General features: G+C 35.1%; 18 protein-coding genes. 14 read left to right on the top strand and 4 right to left on the bottom strand.

Going from position 1 to position 18,799, the window contains the following annotated elements; genetic code table 11:
* Positions 1–849: 849 nt before the first annotated feature.
* Positions 850–1,563, top strand: coding sequence for an acetolactate decarboxylase (gene budA, locus RZ79_RS06305; protein WP_054450720.1), 714 nt, complete (start codon positions 850–852; stop codon positions 1,561–1,563).
* 38 nt (positions 1,564–1,601) lie between these two features.
* On the opposite strand, the gene RZ79_RS06300 is transcribed toward budA, so the two are convergent.
* Complete coding sequence (locus RZ79_RS06300; protein WP_054450718.1) at positions 1,602–2,759, bottom strand: hypothetical protein; 1,158 nt, start codon at positions 2,757–2,759, stop codon at positions 1,602–1,604.
* 195 nt (positions 2,760–2,954) lie between these two features.
* Here RZ79_RS06300 and RZ79_RS06295 point away from each other — a divergent pair, with 195 nt between their 5' ends.
* Positions 2,955–3,674 (top strand): YdhK family protein, encoded by a 720-nt coding sequence (locus RZ79_RS06295; protein WP_237756546.1) that lies wholly within the window; start codon positions 2,955–2,957, stop codon positions 3,672–3,674.
* A gap of 40 nt (positions 3,675–3,714) precedes the next feature.
* Here RZ79_RS06295 and RZ79_RS06290 read toward each other — a convergent pair whose 3' ends face one another.
* A complete protein-coding gene (locus tag RZ79_RS06290) occupies positions 3,715–4,467 on the bottom strand; it encodes a sulfite exporter TauE/SafE family protein (RefSeq protein ID WP_054450716.1) in 753 nt (250 codons plus the stop codon).
* A gap of 113 nt (positions 4,468–4,580) precedes the next feature.
* Between RZ79_RS06290 and RZ79_RS06285 the strand changes: the two genes are divergently transcribed.
* Positions 4,581–5,138 carry a TetR/AcrR family transcriptional regulator gene (locus tag RZ79_RS06285; protein WP_054450714.1) on the top strand — a complete coding sequence of 186 codons (558 nt, stop codon included), beginning with the start codon at positions 4,581–4,583 and terminating at the stop codon, positions 5,136–5,138.
* 99 nt (positions 5,139–5,237) lie between these two features.
* On the top strand, positions 5,238–5,942 hold the full coding sequence (locus tag RZ79_RS06280) for a class I SAM-dependent methyltransferase (RefSeq protein ID WP_052471559.1): 705 nt from the start codon (positions 5,238–5,240) through the stop codon (positions 5,940–5,942).
* A gap of 38 nt (positions 5,943–5,980) precedes the next feature.
* On the opposite strand, the gene RZ79_RS06275 is transcribed toward RZ79_RS06280, so the two are convergent.
* Positions 5,981–6,709, bottom strand: coding sequence for a gamma-glutamyl-gamma-aminobutyrate hydrolase family protein (locus RZ79_RS06275; RefSeq protein WP_052471555.1), 729 nt, complete (start codon positions 6,707–6,709; stop codon positions 5,981–5,983).
* A 186-nt stretch (positions 6,710–6,895) separates the two neighbouring features.
* Between RZ79_RS06275 and RZ79_RS06270 the strand changes: the two genes are divergently transcribed.
* The 9 genes from RZ79_RS06270 (at position 6,896) to RZ79_RS06230 (ending at position 16,853) form a co-directional block, all read left to right on the top strand.
* Positions 6,896–8,518 (top strand): peptide ABC transporter substrate-binding protein, encoded by a 1,623-nt coding sequence (locus RZ79_RS06270; protein WP_054450711.1) that lies wholly within the window; start codon positions 6,896–6,898, stop codon positions 8,516–8,518.
* Positions 8,519–8,950: 432 nt separating this feature from the next.
* Positions 8,951–10,567, top strand: coding sequence for a peptide ABC transporter substrate-binding protein (locus RZ79_RS06265; protein ID WP_054450708.1), 1,617 nt, complete (start codon positions 8,951–8,953; stop codon positions 10,565–10,567).
* 168 nt (positions 10,568–10,735) lie between these two features.
* A complete protein-coding gene (locus RZ79_RS06260; RefSeq protein ID WP_057705466.1) occupies positions 10,736–12,367 on the top strand; it encodes a hypothetical protein in 1,632 nt (543 codons plus the stop codon).
* 150 nt (positions 12,368–12,517) lie between these two features.
* A complete protein-coding gene (locus tag RZ79_RS06255; protein ID WP_054450704.1) occupies positions 12,518–13,399 on the top strand; it encodes an ABC transporter ATP-binding protein in 882 nt (293 codons plus the stop codon).
* A 74-nt stretch (positions 13,400–13,473) separates the two neighbouring features.
* Complete coding sequence (locus RZ79_RS06250) at positions 13,474–14,256, top strand: ABC transporter permease (protein WP_337589057.1); 783 nt, start codon at positions 13,474–13,476, stop codon at positions 14,254–14,256.
* A gap of 34 nt (positions 14,257–14,290) precedes the next feature.
* Positions 14,291–14,746: a LytTR family DNA-binding domain-containing protein gene (locus RZ79_RS06245; protein ID WP_034532255.1), complete on the top strand. Its 456-nt coding sequence runs from the start codon at positions 14,291–14,293 to the stop codon at positions 14,744–14,746.
* 6 nt (positions 14,747–14,752) lie between these two features.
* The gene (locus RZ79_RS06240; RefSeq protein WP_054450702.1) at positions 14,753–15,166 is read left to right on the top strand and encodes a DUF3021 family protein; all 414 of its coding nucleotides are present in this window, start codon (positions 14,753–14,755) and stop codon (positions 15,164–15,166) included.
* 82 nt (positions 15,167–15,248) lie between these two features.
* A complete protein-coding gene (locus RZ79_RS06235; protein WP_054450700.1) occupies positions 15,249–16,046 on the top strand; it encodes a CPBP family intramembrane glutamic endopeptidase in 798 nt (265 codons plus the stop codon).
* A gap of 99 nt (positions 16,047–16,145) precedes the next feature.
* Positions 16,146–16,853, top strand: coding sequence for a CPBP family intramembrane glutamic endopeptidase (locus RZ79_RS06230; RefSeq protein WP_080997490.1), 708 nt, complete (start codon positions 16,146–16,148; stop codon positions 16,851–16,853).
* Between the two features lie 45 nt (positions 16,854–16,898).
* Here RZ79_RS06230 and RZ79_RS06225 read toward each other — a convergent pair whose 3' ends face one another.
* Positions 16,899–18,269, bottom strand: coding sequence for a class II fumarate hydratase (locus RZ79_RS06225; RefSeq protein WP_054450696.1), 1,371 nt, complete (start codon positions 18,267–18,269; stop codon positions 16,899–16,901).
* A 120-nt stretch (positions 18,270–18,389) separates the two neighbouring features.
* Here RZ79_RS06225 and RZ79_RS06220 point away from each other — a divergent pair, with 120 nt between their 5' ends.
* Positions 18,390–18,743: a hypothetical protein gene (locus RZ79_RS06220; protein WP_034534562.1), complete on the top strand. Its 354-nt coding sequence runs from the start codon at positions 18,390–18,392 to the stop codon at positions 18,741–18,743.
* Positions 18,744–18,799 lie beyond the last annotated feature (56 nt).

Genomic DNA, 18,799 nt, shown 5'->3' with positions numbered 1-18,799 from the left:
ATAAAAGCTTGTTTTATAGCTGATTTAACAAATATTAATATGATAAAAGTCTATTAATTGCCGTTTTGACAGTGTTTTGCCAAAATTATATTATTATCTTCGAAGAGTTGGTTAACAGCTTAATCGTTATCGCAACTGTTAAGATTGCTAGTCTTCTCTTTGTTTAATCTTTGTGATTAAACTCTAGATGTTTATTTATTAGAATATGATTGCTTGATTTGGATGCCCCTGATTTGTCTATCAAGTGATTTATGCACCTTCAGAATTGCTTAAAAATCGTGGAATTGTAGCATAACATAACACCAATAATAATAAATTTTGGTGGTGCATCGATTCACTAAGAGCCACAACAAATTAATACCATGAAATCGTGTAACCTTAGTCTAACTTTCTTTGAGAACTTTATTCATACACTTTCTTATAAAACTATCTCTAAGTCTATTAATTATCAAGTCGCGCTGGTAATTAAAAGATGAAATCCGTTAATTTATGAATTTCCCCGAGTTTGTAAATTAATTCTCTCGTCCATAAGTAGATAAATAAAGTTGAAACATTTATTACGTTTGCATGTGTTCATATAAATATTATTATGCACTTTCATGGTATGCTCACTCCAAAAAACGATTATGAATTCTTCCCTGAATATAATTAGTAAGCAAAGAGCAAACCAGTTCTTACGTGAATCGATATTCCATAAATAAGCTGATCGTAAATTAAAATTATTCAAGGCACTGGGTAATTTTAATTTTTACATCAATAACCGATACTTTCGTAGGTATCGGTTATTTTTTTATCCATTTATAAGACGTTGTGATAAACTGGAATAAATTAATTAGGAGATGAAAAGTAATGAATAACGCTAATACTTTATACCAATACGGTACGTTAGCAATGTTAGTTCCTGGATTGTTTGAAGGAACATTACCATTAAAAGAATTATTAAAACACGGTGACACGGGTATTGGAACTGGTGACGGTCTAGATGGTGAACTTGTCATCTTAGACGGTGTGGCATATCAAATCGATGGTCAAGGAAACGTCAATGAACTAGATGGTGATTTCACTGTTCCATTTGCTGATGTTCATTTTGCTAGTTTTGAACATTTAGCCAATGTTCATGCATTAGTAAAAATGGAAGACTTAGAAGAAAAAGTGTCCTCTGAACTAGATTGGAATAATGTTTTCTTCTCAGTTCGTGCCCACGGGACATTTAAGTCTGTAAAGACAAGATCAGTTCATAAACAATCAAAACCATATCCAACACTTGTTGAATGTGCTCATGAACAAAATGAATTTGAAAAAGAAGATGTTGAGGGTACAGTAATTGGATACTACTCACCACAGCTATTCAATGGACCATCTGTTGGTGGATTCCATCTTCATTTCTTGGCTGATGATAAATCAGTAGGTGGTCATTTACTTGATTTCGAGATGGTTTCTGGCGATATTAAAGTACAAAAGCTTGATGAATTAGTTCAAAAATTACCATCATCAAATGACGACTTCATGAAACATGATTTCTCAAATGATGACATTGCTGGTGCTATCGGAGAAGCTGAATAAAAATAAAAAGGACTGACATATTTGTCAGTCCTTTTTTATTACTTAGAAGTAGTTGTATTAGTATTTCCAGTATCTTTTGCTTGGTTATTGTTGGTAGTGTTTGAATTTGTGTTGTTAGTTGTAGTTTGCTTTGGTGTATATACTTCACGATACAACCAACCTTCAAGAGAACTTGCATATACGTAAACCATGTAGTTACCTTGCTTTGGATTGTATTGGAACCATTGATCACCATTTGAAGGTGTATAAGTTTTTGGAAGAATTACACGACTATCACCAGGGTTGTATAGTGATTGTAGTCCAGTGTTTCCGTTAGCTAGTTTTAATACTAAAGTGTTTGATGTGATGGCATAAGGTTGGTTGTTGTTGATTGTAACCTTGTAACTCTTACCACCTATTACAAGCATTTCGTTTGAATCGTCAATCTTCATTGCCTTCACTGAATCACCAAATTTAAGAACGGTCTTACCTGTGCTGATTGGTGCGTTCAATGCATAGTAAGCATCGTTAGCAGCCTTAGTGCTTAAGTCGTTGGTAGGAACAGTCTTCTTACTGGTAGTGTAAACAGGAACGCGTTTAATCCAGTTTGATTTAGTGGTCTTAGTAATCCAGATACCGTTCTTGATTTCAGGAACGCTTCCACCGATTAACATCCATTGACCGTTATTTAATTTTCTAACTAAAATAACTTGGTTTTTAGCAATGGTGCTCTTTTTGATAATCTTCTTGGATTGGATGGTGTTGTTCTTAACAGCGTATCCGTAAATAGTGGTCTTCTTGGTAACCGCGTATAAAGGAACGTTCTTGTTAGTGTTAACAGTTACCGTGGTAGCTTTTTTAGCGGTGTTCTTTTTAGTAACTTGTTTCATCCAAGTAGTTTTGGCTTGGCTAGTTGTTAAAACAGTGTTCTTAGCAGTCTTAATTCCAGTAATTTTCCAAACATTGCCCTTCACGTGTGTGACAGAGATTTTGGCTCCCTTTTTGATGTTAACCTTCTTTAGAACTTTCTTAGAAATCTTCTTCTTCACTACCTTGTGTTCAGTTGCCTCAATTTTTTTGGTAGTGGTAACGACACGTGCCTTATTCCAGTAACTGGAAGATTTGCTTGGTAGTGAGCTGGCATTGGCGGCAACAGCAGGTGTGGTGATTAGGACAGCACCGGCTAAAGCGGTCATGATGCTTTTTTGAAATTTCATGTATGAATCCTTCTTTCAAATTAAATATTATGACTATCTTAACTTATAATTAGATATTTTTCTACATTTTCAGAAGATTGTAATCTTTTTAATTGTTTCGGGTTACATTTGTAGACAAAGATGATCCAATTTGATATATTCTTAATCAAGCAAGATTATTTAATGTAAAACATATTTTATAAGGGGTGCCAAATAATGAAGAAAAGAAACATTATGACTTCACTTTCAGTTGCTGCTTTATCACTATCGTTACTATCTGGTGTAGCTGTAAGTGCTGATTCAATGAGTAACATGCACGACATGTCATCAATGAAGATGGAAAAGAAGACTACTAAGAAGTCTACCAAGAAATCAACTATGAAGATGACTAAGAAGTCAGCAAAGAAGACTACTGCCAAGAAATCAACTATGAAGATGACTAAAAAATCTTCGAAGAAGATGAATATGAAACACTCAATGATGAGTGGCATGATGATGGATGGTTTAGAAATGAACATGAACTCTAAACTACCAAAGGGCTTGAAGAAAGCTACTCATGCTAAATTCCACGTTGGCCAAAAGGTAACACTAAAGGCTAAGCACATGGAAGGGATGTACAACGCTAAGGCAACTGTTGCCGGTGTATACAAGACCGACCTATACGAAATTGACTTCATGCCAACAAACGGTGGCAAGATGGTTAAGAACCACAAGTGGGTAGTAGCTAGCGAACTAAAAGCAAAGGGTGCCCTAAAAGCTGGTAAGAAGGTTACTGTTTTAGCCGATCACATGTACGATATGAAGGGTGCTAAGGGTAAGATTGTTAAGGTTCACAAAGGACCTGCTTACGTAGTAACTTTCAAGGATACTAAGACTAAGATGGTTATGAAGAACCACAAGTGGTTAACTCAACAAGAACTAAAAGCAATTAAATAACAATCAAAAAAAGGCCTGACAAACTTCAGGTCTTTTAATTTTATAGTAATGATTTAATGCCAAGTAAGACCAGCATTATACCAATAAATGGTTTTAAGTACTTACTGATTGGGCTCTTGGCAAGACCACTTGCTAACATTGGAGCAACAATGGCACCGACGATTGCACCGGAGGTTAGTGGTAAACCAGCATACCAATCGATTGATCCACCTGCTAAGTGGAATAACATACCAACGGTGGACATGAATGCCAATACGTATGTTGATGTGGCAGTTGCGTTGAAGGTTTCAAGCCCTAGGATGAATAGTCCGGCGGTGATGACCGCGCCACCACTCATTCCGGCAACTCCGACCATTAGACCGGCTAAACATCCGTATAGGGAAGCCTTTAGTCGGTCATTTCCGTTATTATTGATGGCTGCTTCGGAAACCTGTTTGGTTTTTCTAAGCATGTTAACACCTAGAATAATCATGATTAAACCGATAATCCATTTGTAGAAAGAATCGGGGATGAAGTGAGATAGTATGGAACCAGCGACTACAGATGGTAGTGCGGCAATTAGCATTTGGTTTCCGATTTTTACATCAATTTTTCCTTGGCGGTAGTAACTGATTGCTCCGATGATTAATGGTGGCAAACTAGTTACCAAGGATGTAGATGCTGCGTTAGCGGCGTTTAGACCGATGACACCGGTTAAAATTCCCAGATAGATGGCACCGCCACCACCGCCTAATAGGATAGTTAGCATTCCGACTGCAACACCAAAGACGATTAAAAAGATAATACTAGACATGATAATAATCCTCTCTAAATAAAGTTATTTGCTTTTTCGTTTTTTATTAATTACAATATGTAATTATAGCATTCAATATGTAATTATCAATTTATATGCTTGGGGGCATCGATGTGAGAACAGCAACGATTTCAAAAAAAGATATTACCAAGACCGCAATCATCATGATTGAAAAGGGTGAAAAAATTACATTTTCCACTATTTCTAGGAAGATGAAGATTACGTCTCAATCGTTATATAACTACTTTAAGAACCAAAAGGAATTAGAGTATGCAATTGTCGGGACCGTTATTTCATCAGCTTGTAAAATTGCTCAAGAAAAGACTTTTGGCAAGAGTGGTCATGATGGCGTGCTCTCACTAGCGCTGACGTTTAGAAAGATGGGCGTAAGACACATTAACATGGCTCAATTTGTAATTTCACATCACCGTACCAATCAATATAAGATTGTTACAGATGCCTTTAACGAGTTGAAAATATTGATTGATCGCATGCTTGAAAGTTACATCGATTCAGATAAGTTACTAAAGGCTAGTCGACTAATTAGAAGCCTGGTGGTTGGCGATATTTTGAACGTTGGAACTGGTTGGTTTAAGAGCCCCGAAGTGAGAGCAGAATCCAGCTTCATTGAGATGTTAAATCTTAGTTTAAATGCTTTAAAGAATTCTTAATTCGTCGATTTAATTTGAAAAATCAATTTATTTTTTAAGTAATTTGGATTATATTTGTTATTATATATTCAGAGTGTTTTTTAGAAAGGATACATAATAATGAAAAAATTTACCGGTTGGGTAAAACATTGGTACAGATATAAGACTGATGAACCATACATTATTGCTGCTGCAATCGTTGGTGCACTATGCCTTTTAGGATCAATTGCTTTAGACCACAAAAAAAGATTTTACATTTACGTTTTAATCCTAATTTTAATTGCAATTTGGGCACTATTTAGGAGTGTTACCTTTAAGAAGAACTTTGTTCGTCAATTCGTTGATGAAAACAAGTTTGAAGGAAAGAGTAAGGGATTGGATTTAGGTACAGGTACTGGCTACGCATTAATCAAGCTAGCTCGTGATACTAAATTAAATAGAGTCTATGGTGTTGAAGACAAGTATCAATACACCATCAAACGCCTTGAAAAAAATGCATACTTAGAAAATGTTAAAGATCGCATTGAAATCACCACTGCAGATATTGAAAATCTACCTTTTGACGATAATGAATTCGATGTTATTACAGCCATTTCAGCAAATGGTAATCAATTAAGCACACCTAAGAGGGCTGTTTATAAAGATATTGCTTTTGAAATTGCTCGTGTAATTGCTGATAAGGGAACTATCTTTATGGTAAACACTCCTCGTATGACAAAGAAATATGCCAACGAGTTTGAAAACAGAGGACTAAAAGTTGAATACATGCACAGAAGATTCGAACGTTTCTTCTTCTTACGTGCAATCAAAGTTACCAACAAATAAAAAAAGCCGACCTGCTTAGGTCGACTTTTTTATTTTGTCTAGAAGTGGTGAACGCGGTTGAAGAAGTCAACGAATAGTTGGTTTTCTTCATCGTATTGATCCCACATATTTTCTGGATGCCATTGCACACATTGGATTGACTTGTCGTCATTTTCTAAGCCTTCAATCATACCATCATCGGCACGAGCCACTACATGAAGTCCTTCAGCAACGTCCTTAGCAGCTTCATGATGGAATGAATTGACAAATGCACGAGTGCCAAATGTCTTGGCTAATAGTGAATCGTCATCAATACTGATGTGATGCACTGGAGAGTATCCGATTGCCTTTTGTTCATGCTGTAATTGAGGTAATCCGTTTTGTGGGGTGAATTGAGCACCAATGTCTTGGTACAAAGTTCCACCCATTGCAACGTTTACGATTTGTAATCCACGGCAAATTGCTAAGATTGGTTTGTGCATTCTAATTGCTTGCTTAACTAACGCTAATTCGAATTCATCTCTGGTTTCAAATGTACGACCAATTTGAGCAATTGGTTCTTCGCCGTAATATTTGGGCAATACATCTGGACCACCGGTAAAAATTACACCATCGACAGTTTCTAATAATTCGGCAGCCATGCTTGGCTTTCCAACTGGAAAGATAACTGGAGTGATGTTATTTTCTAGCAAACAGTTCATCAAAGTCCTTTGAGCAAAATGTCCTTCTCTTTGACGGAAAGGTTCATCCTGACTAAAGATGATATCTGATGTAACTCCAATACGCATATGAATCAGTCCCTTGTTAAAATATTGTGATAATATAGATATTCTATCATTTTATGTAATAATTGCCACTTATAATAATTAGGGCACGATATTTTTGATTGCATTGACTTTTTAGATGTGCTATTTTTGATAACATATTGTGGAAAATTATGATGAAATAGTTTTCAGACAGGGGGATGAACTTTTATGAAATTCAAGTCAATTGCAAAACTAGGTGTAGTGGCCATTGCTGCAACAATGGTGCTTGCCGCTTGCGGTAAATCATCAGATACAACATCTAGAACAGATTCATTGAATTGGATGAGTAATACAACATTGACCACTTTAGATCCTTCTAAGGCCGTTGATGTTACCAGTGATCAAGTTTTATACAACGCAATGCGTGGTTTAGTTACTCCCGATAAAGGAAATAAAATTGACCTAGCAATTGCAAAGAATTACAAGGTTACTAATGGTGGAAAGACTTACACTTTCACCTTAAGAAACACTAAGTGGAGCAATGGTAAGAAGGTTACTGCCGGTGATTTTGAGTACGGAATCAAACGTAGCGCTGATCCTAAGACTGCTTCACAAATGGCATACTACATGGCTAATATTATGAATTACGATAAAGTGAAGACAGGTTCAATGTCAGCTGATAAATTGGGAGTTAAAGCAATGGGCGACAATAAGTTGCAAATTACTTTAACTAAACCACAAGCTGATTTTATAAATGTCTTAGCATTACCTGTCTTTTATCCTCAACAAAAGACGTTAGTTGAAAAATACGGTACTGCTTACGGAACAACATCAGATAAGATGGTATATGATGGTCCATTTGCCGTTAAAAACTGGAAAGGTAGCAACGATGCTTGGACATTATCCAAGAATAAAGGCTACTATGATAATGCTAACGTGAAATTAAAGGCCATCAACTATTCAGTGATTAAGGATCCACAAACTGCATTGGATGAATACCAATCAGGTAAGTTGGATCAAACACTATTAGCAGGTAAACAACAAGTTAACACCTACAAGAATAATAAAGATTTTGTGAACCATAAGCAGTTTATGGTTCAATATCTATCCATTAATCAAAGCAAAGTTCCTGCTCTAAAAAACAAGAACTTAAGAAAAGCTTTATCATTAGCAATTAATCGTGAAGAATTAACTCAAAATGTTTTAGGAGACGGTTCATTTGCTGCCAGAGGATTGGTTCCAGATACTTTGGCTTACATGAACGGTAAGGACTTCAATGACTATGCAACTGTTAAAGATGCTACTACTGGTAACTTGACCAAGGCTAAGCAACTATGGGCCAAGGGATTAAAGAAAATCGGTAAGAAATCAGTATCCATCTCGATCATGAATAATAACGACCAAACTAGTCGTGCTGTCACTGAATTCTTACAAACTGAATTAGATAAACTTCCAGGACTAAAGGTAACTGCTCAAATCTTACCTAACAACGTCGCTTCTGGTCGTTCACTAAAATCTGATTACGAACTTTCAGTTTCAGGATGGGATCCATCAATTAGTGATCCAATCTCACCTCTACAAACTAAGGTTTCAAACAGTCCAATTAATACTTCTAAATGGGGCAACGCAATGTATGATATGTACATTGATCGTTCGAATAATGAAGATGCTAATAATCAAAATAAACGTTTCTTTGATTTAGTAAATGCTCAAAAGGTAATCTTAAACGATCAAGGAATTATTCCATTAATTCAAAAGGCCCAACCAGAACTAATGAAAACTAATATTCATGGTGTTAAGTACTTAGGAAATGGTCCGGTTTGGGATTTCTCTCACGCTTACATTAAATAAATCATAAAAGTCGCCAAAATTTTTGGTGACTTTTATTTTGTTTTAGCTTTATATTAAATGTTGATTTATCAACGTTTGACAGCTTTGTCGCGTATATAATTTTTATGATTGTTATAAAATAAAAAGAATAGTTCGTGCTTTTTGGATAATTATATCGAATATTTATGGTTGTCAAAAATTTCGTTCGGATGTATTATACTTATAAATCATAAGGAGGGGTTCATAATGAAGATGTTTAACGAAGAACAAATGTGTTGTTGTCAATATCGAAGCATGAACTCTATTCTTATATTCTAATCAAGAAGACGTTTTTTAATTAGATTATAACGGGGTGTCATGGTTCGGCTTTTTAGCGTAGAATCATGACGCCCTTTTTCTTTTTTTAGATGGCCATCTATGTAAAGAGTATTTATTGAACAAAGGAGTATGGATATGAAAAAGTCACGGATATTATCAATCATCGTTACCACTGCATTACTTGGTTTGGTATTAACCGCTTGTGGTAAGAGTCAATCAAGTAATAAAAAACACCTGAACTGGATGACCAACGCATCCATTGCGTCACTTGATCCATCAAAAGCTGTTGACACTAACACTCAACAAGCCGTTTATAATGCTTTTTCGGGTTTAGTATCTCCAGATGGTAGTAACAAGGTGCGTCTAGCAACCGCCAAGAGCTACCATGTTTCAAAGGATGGTAAGACATACACATTTGATTTGAAACACACTAAGTGGAGTAATGGCCAAGAATTAACAGCAAAGGATTTCGAATACGGTATCAAACGTAGTGCTGATCCAAAGACCGCTTCACAAGAAGCTTACTACATGGCTAACATTGAAAACTACACAGCCATCTCTAAGTCACAACTATCACCAGATCAGTTGGGCGTGAAGGCAATCGGTAAGTACAAGCTACAAATTAAGTTAATTAAACCACAACCATACTTCTTGAACCTATTAGTATTACCAGTGTTCTACCCACAATCAGAAAGCATTGTTAAGAAATACGGTAAAAGCTATGGTACTACAAGTAGCAAAATGATATACAATGGTGCATTTAAGATTACTAACTGGACTGGTACTAACGATTCATGGACTTTAACCAAGAACAAGGAATACTACAATGCTGACAAGACAAAACTTGACAGCATCAAGTACACAGTAATCAAGGACCCACAAACTGCTTTGAACGAATACCAAAGCGGTAAGTTAGATCAAACTACTTTAGTTGGTAAGCAACAATATAGCAGCTACAAGAACTCAAAGGACTTCCATTTAAGAAAGATTTACAGTGTAAGATACCTATCACTAAGTAACAAGAACGAACCTGCGTTTAGAAACGTTAACATCAGAAAGGCACTATCGTTAATCATCAATAGAAAAGAACTACTAAACGATGTTTTAGGTAACGGTTCAACTCAAGCACGTGGAATTGTGCCAGATACTTTGGCATCACGTAACGGTAAGGACTTTAACGACTACGCTAGCGTTTCTGACGCAGTCAACGGTAACGTTGAACAAGCTAAGAAGCTATGGAAAAAAGGTTTAAGTGAAATTGGTAAAAAGAACTTAACCATTTCCATTAATAGTAATAATGGTGATGATGCTAAACCTATTGTTGAATTCATTCAAAACCAATTTTCTAAGCTACCTGGTTTGAAAGTTAATCTAACATTACTTCCAAACACAGTAGCGACCGCAAGATTCTTAAGTGGCCAATATCAAGTAGCAGTTACAGGTTGGAGTCCATCAATTAGTGATCCTATTTCACCACTAAATATTAGATACTCAACTAATTCAATGAATACTGCTAAGTGGAGTAACGCTGAATACGACAAGTTGATTGATAAATCAAATGACGATGACGCTTTGAACCCAGCAAAACGCTGGAACGATTTAGTAGACGCCCAAAAGGTATTATTAAATGACCAAGGTCTAATTCCACTATTCCAACCAGCTCAAGCTGAATTGATTAAGAGCGATATTCATAATGTGCGTTTTTACGGAAATGGCCCAATCTGGGATTTCTCTGAAACTTACGTTAAATAAAAAATAAAAATGTCATCCGATAATGGGTGACATTTTTATTTTTTAAATTCTAGTTTTTTATAATAATGGTATAATTAGGGAATATTAAAGAATGATTAGGGGAATTTAATTATAATGAATCTAAAAAATAGACTGCATGACTTTTTTTGTAATCATGGGATTATAATATTGATTTTTATGGTCATGTCATTATTAAGTGTCTCAATCATGTGGCACTACAAGTTTATTGTCATGGGATCCGACATGCATTTCCACTGGGAACGTATTTGGGACTTGCGTGAATCATTAGTTAACAAGAGTCCGTTTCCACTTGTTGCATTAAACCAATATAATCAAACTGGTTCTGCCGTGATGGCGTTATACCCACAATTAGGGATGTTACCAATTGCGGTCCTTTCTTTGGTAATCAAGTCATTTATTCCACTGGTTTATACCGTCTTGATGCTAAGAAACTTCTTTGCATTGCTAGTGTCTTACTTTGCTAGTTACAGCTATAACCACAACAAAAAGATTAGTTTCATTTTCGCATCCGGATACACATTGGCTGCGACCATTTTGTTTCACGCCGTCATCAGTTATGATATCGGTCGATCATCATCAATGATTTACCTACCATTAATTCTATTTGGTTTCTTAACCCTATTGGAAAAAAGCGACTGGATTGAATTGAGTCTTGGGATGAGTGCCATCATTATGTGTCATGTGGTAAATACCGCGATTGCGATTTTCTTCTTAATCGTCATGGCACTGATTAACATCGTTAAGCTACTACACAAGGATAAGTTAATTGCACTTGCGAAGGCAGTCGTATTAACCGTATTATTAACAGCACTATACTGGATTCCGTTTATCATTATCGTCGGAAACAACTCGATTAACTTCCCACCATCTTATTGGAAAGTGACTGGAACAGACACATATGTCTGGTACCTATCAATTATTCAAAATAGCGTAGGTCCATTTTTCAATATAATTAATTTATTGGGATTGGTGTTTGGAATTATCTTCTTCAGGCGTTTAGGCAAATACTCAAAGCAACTATTATTTGTCGGAATTGGTTTTCTAGTCCTATGCAGTAAATTATTCCCGTGGGATTTGATTGCGAAGACTGGCATTAATGATTCCCTCCAATTCACTTGGCGTTTAAACATCATTCCGCAACTAATCTTCTGCTACATCTTTGCCGAAATCGTTGTGAGAATTTTCAAAAAAGAAACATTTACATGGACTGCAATTGTTGTTGCAACGATTGGAATTGTATTGTTGCAATTTAATGCTCAACAATCAGTTGTTAATGAAACCAAGAATAATCTTGAGTTGAATCACAAATTTTATGAAGATGGTAAGAAGTACCGTTTGAATAATAATCAGGATTTCAACAATATGATTTTTAGTGACGTTGGGGTGAGTGACTACTATCCAAGCGCAGCAATGAAGTATTATGGTAATACCAACAAACATATTGCTACCTATAACGGTAATCGACGATTAAAAGTAAAGTTATTAGGTGATGGTAAGTACTCATTTAAAGCACCGGTTAAAATTAAGAAACTAACATTGCCTTTCCTACACTACAAAGGGATTTCTTATGAAGTGATTGTTGATGGTAAAGTTGTTAAAACAATAGCTAATCATAATGCTTTACTAACGGTTTCCCATCTTTCAGCTGGTCGTCATCATGTCCAGATTATCGTTCACCGAACTAAGAAGGAACTACTTTCATATTTATTTGCAGTTGTCGGAATTATTATTTTGATAACAGCGTTGATCAGAAAATATGTATTTAAAAATAATAAATAATAAACGATAAAAACCACAGGTCCAATGGGCTTGTGGTTTTTATATTGTGATTATTACCGTTTAGCTAGCAAAAAATACCACTTATATGAAATTTTATTATTAATTTGTCGAATTGACGTAAGATTATCATATCGATTAGGAGGTTATAAAATGTTAGAAGTAAACGGATTAACAAAACGATTTAAAAATAAAATAGCAGTTGATCACATTGATTTAAAAATTAATGAAGGTCAATTAGTTTCATTTTTAGGTCACAATGGCGCTGGTAAGTCGACAACTATTAACATGATGATTGGTTTATTAAAACCAGATGCTGGAAGTATTATTTTGAATGGACTTACACCAGGTGATAAAGGCTATAATGATTCACTTGGTGTGGTTTTCCAAAATAGTGTTTTGGATAAGTTTTTAACTGTGGAGGATAACTTAAAAATAGCTGGTAGACTTTACAAAAAATATGATGAAAATTTTCAAAAAGATTTATTGGATAAGTTAGAAATCAAGAGCATCCAAAAACAGAAATATGGTGACTTATCTGGCGGGCAAAGACGACGGGTTGACATTGCCCGTGCATTGCTAAGTAAACCGAAACTATTATTTTTAGATGAACCATCAACAGGTTTAGATATCCAAACAAGGAATAAGATTTGGGAAGTTCTAAACGAATTTAGGCATAAAATGGGACTAACAATCATATTGACTACTCATTATTTGGAGGAAGCTAATCAATCTGATTGGATATATGTATTGGAAAAGGGCAAAATTGTTGCATCTGATACTGTTGATAATTTAAAAGTAATGTATGCGCAAAATAAATTAACGATATACACAAATGATTTAGCTACTATAGATAGCTTATCTAAGTATGACGGAACAATATCAAATGATAATAAGGTTATTTTAAATATTAATTCATATCGAGAAGCAATCAAGATTATTCAAGAATTTCAAAATAACATTGATGATTTTGAATATGTTCACGGCTCAATGGATGATATTTTTATCACTTTAACTGGAAGGGAGATTAAGTGATGATACTATTAAGTCTAATTAAGCGTAATTTCAAATTATATTTTGGCGATAGAAAAAGAATTTTATTTTCGCTTATGGGATCACTAATCGCGGTTGTTTTATATCTCCTTTTCTTAAAGACAAATATTCAAAGGGAATGGAACAATATCGATAGTGGTATGCAACTACTAGATTATTGGTTGATGGGTGGTACAATTGCAATTACTGCAATTACAACTACAGGTGATGCACTTCATCAAAGAATTTATGATATTGAAAGTAAACGTATGAATGATTTGATGATGACCAATGCTAGTAAATCAATTATTGATATGAGCTATATCATCAGTGCAGCGATAATTGGATTAATGATGCAAATTATCGTTTACATCATTTTAACTGGTTTGTTTATGTTACTTGATCAAATTCATTTTGACTTATCGATATTTGGGCAGTTAATTGGAGCCATGATAATTGGAAGTGTAGTATGGACACTTTTTAACATGATTATATTGATGTTTGTTAAAAAAGAATCTGTATTGCCATCTTTAAATGCGATTATTTCAAGTTCTGCTGGGTTCTTTGCGGGTGTTTATATGCCACTTGGATTTCTTTCAGGTGGTGCTAGCAAACTTTTAAAGTTCACTCCTGCTTTATACGATGCATCCATGTTAAGAAATATCCTGATGAAATCGCAGTTAGAAGAAAGCTTTCATGATGTGAATGGTCAAGTTTTAGAAGACTTTAAAGCCACAATGGGTCTTAAAATTAATGGATTAGCAAATTCAATGGGAAGCATGCTAGTATGTGGACTATTTATTGGAATGTTCTTTGTTGTTTTTGTACTACTTACTGGATTATCAAAAAAGACGAAATAGTTATGATATGATGTAAAAGGAGGTGGGTAGATAGATGAAAGTTGATTTTAAACAGGATAGTCAATTAGATGATGACGAAATAAATGTTTTAGTTAGTGCAAAAGAATTAACCCCTGAAGTTATTGAACTACTATCAATGTTGCAGAATGTATCAATTCAGAATGATAATTATATTCCAATTAATACTAACAATCGTGTTCAAATTATTTCTGTTGATGATATCGTTGGGATTGAAATTTTTGAAAATGAACTGAATATCTACACCACTTCGGAACACTTTGTAACGACTGGAACATTAAAAGAGATGTATGAAAAGCTTAAGAAACATCACTTTGTTCAAATTAGTAAGTCAGCGATTATAAATATTGATCATTTAAATTATATGGAAACTGCTTTTTCGGGGAATATGACCTTATTTTTATCTAACGATATAAAGTTACATGCTAGTCGAAAGTATTTACCTGGGTTGAAGAAGAGTCTAAGGATGTGAACAGCTATGAACTTGTTTTGGAATCTACTTAAGCGTTTCTTTTTTGGAATGATGTTTGGATCATTAATATATGTTGTCACTGGATTATATAGTAGATCGTATGGAATATCTGATAGAATGGTATTTCTATTAGCTAGTGGATTAATCGGATTGGTAAGTATTGTGTTTAAGAGTGAAAAGATTGGTTTTGTTTTTCAATTAGCTATTCATGGCATTTTAACTTATATAATTATTATTGCCTTAAATCGTTTAATTACCCCCGATTTGGATTTTTGGAATCCATATGTTTTTTCTGTGTTTACTATTGAATTTATATTAATCTATGCAATTACTTGTACCATTAGTATGGTCATTTTCCACCGTTCAACAAAAGAAATTAATAACGAAATCATGAACCTTAAGAAACAAAAAAATAAATAAAAAGCAGCCTATGGCTGCTTTTATTTTGTTTGAACTTAGTATGATAGAATGAACCTATAATTAATTTAACGGATGTGATTAAATGTTAAACCAAAAGATTAAAGATAATTGGAAATGGATTTTAATTCCAATCATCTTGATTGCTGAATTGTTAATCGATGATTATGTGATGCCTCACGTTTATAAATTTGTTTTTCATCTATTTGCCTTTAACCCAGTTCAAAACTTCTACACTTATTTAAACATCTACAAGATTGTCTCAATTTTGGTGATTTGTTTATTGAACTACTGGATTATCAAACAAAAGATATTTTTCAAACCTAGTGAAACCAAGGTAGGGTGGCTAGTATTTCTAGTGGTCTGCTTTACCATCGTGCTTGCGTGTTTTACACATAAGAACTTCTGGATTGCTTTAGACGTCGGCACAATTGCTGCATTGCCCGAAGAGTTAATGTTTAGAGGGATCATTTTAGCGTTTGTATTAAAATTAATGACAAGAAAATCAACTGATCAATGGCGAGTCATCACCAGTTTGGTTATCTCTGCGTTTATTTTTGGTGGCTTCCACTACATTAACCTTACTAGCCAATCATTCGGCTTTACCTCACTTCAAGTAGTTAATGCCGCCGCGTTAGGAATGTTATTGGGTGCCGTATACATTAAGAGTGGTACCATCATCGTCCCAATGGCACTTCATTTTATCTATGACTTCTTGGTGACATTGATTAAGGGGATGTCAGCAACTAATTATACAAATGTCCAAACTGATCAATGGTGGGGCCTATCTATGTACGTCTTGATATATTCAATCGTGGCGGTCTCGATTATTAATCACAAGCCATCCGATAACAAAATTTTACCAAAACTTAAGAATTTATAGCACCGTTAAATGGTAAAATACCTTTTGAGTATTATATAAGAGTATAAAAATTAAGAGTTTAAAAATGTTTTCATTGATAACATCTAGAAAGAAGGATGAATGGTGCGTAACAGTGACACTTGGAGATCGGACCACCTCTTAAAACGTGGTTTCATTGGCTTTTGCCTAATCTGCATGGTTGCTAGTTCAATTCAGTTTATTCCAGTTCAATATATTCAATCTAATCAGGTCAACGTTAATAATGTGACTTTAACTATTGAATTCTTTGGCGCATACATCATTATGCTAAACTTTGCGGTTTACGCGTACAGACGTTACGGTAACGGGAATATATTTAAGATGCTAAGTCTAAAGGACTATCAACTAACAGCTTTCGCAACTGTGATGTCATTCTTAATTGCCCAAGCTTATATTTTCATGTTTGATATTTTCTTCCAAAACCGTTTTCGGATTGAGGCGATCCACTTCTCAAAAGACTTATACAACAATACTTGGTCTTTGATCTTATTGGTTCTGGGGTTTGTCTTCTTGTCACCCATTCTAGAAGAACTGGTATTTAGAGCCTACATCCTAGACGTGGCGTTCTCCGACAAGTGGCGATGGTTAGGCGAGATTGTTTCTGCATTATTCTATGGTTTATTCCATATGAGATATCATAATTTATTCTCGTTTATCTTCTTTGCCCAATATGGTTTTTGGATGGCATGGTTATATAACCAGACTAGAAACGTAAAGGCCGCAATTTTGATGCACATAGTATTAAATGCTGTTACAATATCGATTATTGGTTACTATTATTATCATTAAAAAAAGCAATGCATGATAAAGGCATTGCTTTTTGTTTACGTAAAATTATTTGTTTGGATGAGTCATCTTTGAAACATTAACCCATTTTTTAAAATCGGCTTCGTCAATATTAAAGTGTTTAGCTGATTCCTTTAGAGTGGTGTTATTTTTTTCAGCCCATTGTGCAATTTTGGCACTCTTTTCATAACCAATATGGGGACTTAGGGCTGTCACTAGCATCAACGAATTGTTCAATAGTTCCTTGATATGATCGACGTTTACGGTTAGACCATCGACTAGTTTTTCGGTGAATGAATTGATTGATTCGTTCAACAACTCGGTGCTTTCCAAGAAGCTGTCGATGATGATTGGTTTGTAGACGTTCATCTCGAAGTTTCCTTGGCTGTTAGCAAAAGTGATGGTAGCGTCGTTTCCAAAGACCTTCGCGGAGACCATTGTCAATGCTTCGATTTGAGTGGGGTTGACCTTACCGGGCATGATTGAAGATCCCGGTTCGTTGCTTGGAATTGATAGTTCGTTGTATCCAGCACGTGGTCCGGAAGAAAGAAAACGGATGTCGTTTCCAATCTTGATTAAATCGGATGCCAAGGTCTTAAAAATACCGTGAACTGAAGTAATTTCTGAATGGTCGGCTAGACCATGGAACTTGTTTTCAGCTACCTTGTAGTTGTTGTTTTCGTTATTGTTTATAGTATCGACAACGTCTTGGTCGAAACCATTCTTGGTGTTAAGACCAGTACCGACGGCGGTTCCCCCAATTGGTAATTCTAACAGTGATTGTTTGATGGCGTTTAGCGTCATAACGTCGTGTTCTAGTGTTGATTTCCAACCACTGATTTCTTGGCCGACTGTAATAGGGGTAGCATCTTGTAGGTGGGTACGACCAATCTTGATGATTGATGCAAACTCAGTTTGTTTCTTATCAAATGATGCGATTAAGTTTTCAACGGTCTTAATGACACTGTTGGTGGCCTGATATGCTGCCATCATCATGGCAGTAGGGAAAGTGTCATTTGAGCTTTGTGATTGATTGACGTGATCATTTGGATGAACGTGGGCGTTTGGATGTAGTTTGTTGGCCATATTTGCGACTACTTCGTTGATATTCATGTTGGTCTGGGTTCCACTCCCAGTTTGATAAACGTGAAGTGGGAAGGCATCTTTATAGTCACCATCGATTAGCTTGTTGATTGCTTTGTTGATGGCAATATATTTTTCATCATCTAGTGTATGATTTTTGTGGTTAACAAAAGCGACGGCTTTCTTAATCTTCAAAAGTGCATAGATGACTTCCATCGGCATGGTACGACCAATGTTAAAATTATGTAGACTACGTTGCGTTTGGGGGCCAAATAAAGCGTCTTTAGGGACTTTGACCTCACCTAATGAATCGTGTTCAATACGAAATTCCATCATATCAAGTCCTTTTATTAGAATATACGATAATTATAGCTATTTTCCTTATCTCTTACTACCGAAAACATTACCCAAATGATACAATAGAATGTACATATTATGTAGGAGTGGCAATATATCATGCATATTGACTTAAGATTTTTTATCGCAGAACTACTTGTCTTATGGGTGCCACTATCCATTGTAGTTTTGGTATCAGAATTGCTGAAATTCAATTGGTTGCTCACTGGATTGTTATTGCTATTGGTATACTTCTTGATAGTCATGTTTAACAGGACCAACAGGGTAATTTATTTTCTTTTTCACGTTCAAAAGCAATCAAGTAACCAGTTGTTAGAATCAATCGTATTCTTTTTGGTTCTATTAATTTCAGTGATTCTGTCAGTAAAACTGTTTGACGATTCCGCGGTCGGAATTATTGTGTTTATGTTGATCAGTATTCTAGCAGGTTCTGTCGTTATCGATGCAAAATAACCATAGATAGTTTCAAAAAATAAAAAATTAATATTTAATTATTACCGTAATTTCGG

The organism is Apilactobacillus kunkeei DSM 12361 = ATCC 700308 (assembly GCF_001281265.1).
GTDB lineage: Bacteria > Bacillota > Bacilli > Lactobacillales > Lactobacillaceae > Apilactobacillus > Apilactobacillus kunkeei.
Note: the sequence above shows the minus strand (reverse complement) of the source record. Positions and strands in the feature narration are given on the sequence as shown.

Excerpts from the sequence above, each read along its gene's own strand:
- budA (WP_054450720.1), top strand. The coding sequence starts at position 850 with ATGAATAACGCTAATACTTTATACCAATACGGTACGTTAGCAATGTTA.
- RZ79_RS06300 (WP_054450718.1), bottom strand. The coding sequence starts at position 2,759 with ATGAAATTTCAAAAAAGCATCATGACCGCTTTAGCCGGTGCTGTCCTA.
- RZ79_RS06295 (WP_237756546.1), top strand. The coding sequence starts at position 2,955 with ATGAAGAAAAGAAACATTATGACTTCACTTTCAGTTGCTGCTTTATCA.
- RZ79_RS06290 (WP_054450716.1), bottom strand. The coding sequence starts at position 4,467 with ATGTCTAGTATTATCTTTTTAATCGTCTTTGGTGTTGCAGTCGGAATG.
- RZ79_RS06280 (WP_052471559.1), top strand. The coding sequence starts at position 5,238 with ATGAAAAAATTTACCGGTTGGGTAAAACATTGGTACAGATATAAGACT.
- RZ79_RS06275 (WP_052471555.1), bottom strand. The coding sequence starts at position 6,709 with ATGCGTATTGGAGTTACATCAGATATCATCTTTAGTCAGGATGAACCT.
- RZ79_RS06270 (WP_054450711.1), top strand. The coding sequence starts at position 6,896 with ATGAAATTCAAGTCAATTGCAAAACTAGGTGTAGTGGCCATTGCTGCA.
- RZ79_RS06265 (WP_054450708.1), top strand. The coding sequence starts at position 8,951 with ATGAAAAAGTCACGGATATTATCAATCATCGTTACCACTGCATTACTT.
- RZ79_RS06255 (WP_054450704.1), top strand. The coding sequence starts at position 12,518 with ATGTTAGAAGTAAACGGATTAACAAAACGATTTAAAAATAAAATAGCA.
- RZ79_RS06250 (WP_337589057.1), top strand. The coding sequence starts at position 13,474 with ATGGGATCACTAATCGCGGTTGTTTTATATCTCCTTTTCTTAAAGACA.
- RZ79_RS06245 (WP_034532255.1), top strand. The coding sequence starts at position 14,291 with ATGAAAGTTGATTTTAAACAGGATAGTCAATTAGATGATGACGAAATA.
- RZ79_RS06240 (WP_054450702.1), top strand. The coding sequence starts at position 14,753 with ATGAACTTGTTTTGGAATCTACTTAAGCGTTTCTTTTTTGGAATGATG.
- RZ79_RS06235 (WP_054450700.1), top strand. The coding sequence starts at position 15,249 with ATGTTAAACCAAAAGATTAAAGATAATTGGAAATGGATTTTAATTCCA.
- RZ79_RS06230 (WP_080997490.1), top strand. The coding sequence starts at position 16,146 with ATGGTGCGTAACAGTGACACTTGGAGATCGGACCACCTCTTAAAACGT.
- RZ79_RS06225 (WP_054450696.1), bottom strand. The coding sequence starts at position 18,269 with ATGATGGAATTTCGTATTGAACACGATTCATTAGGTGAGGTCAAAGTC.
- RZ79_RS06220 (WP_034534562.1), top strand. The coding sequence starts at position 18,390 with ATGCATATTGACTTAAGATTTTTTATCGCAGAACTACTTGTCTTATGG.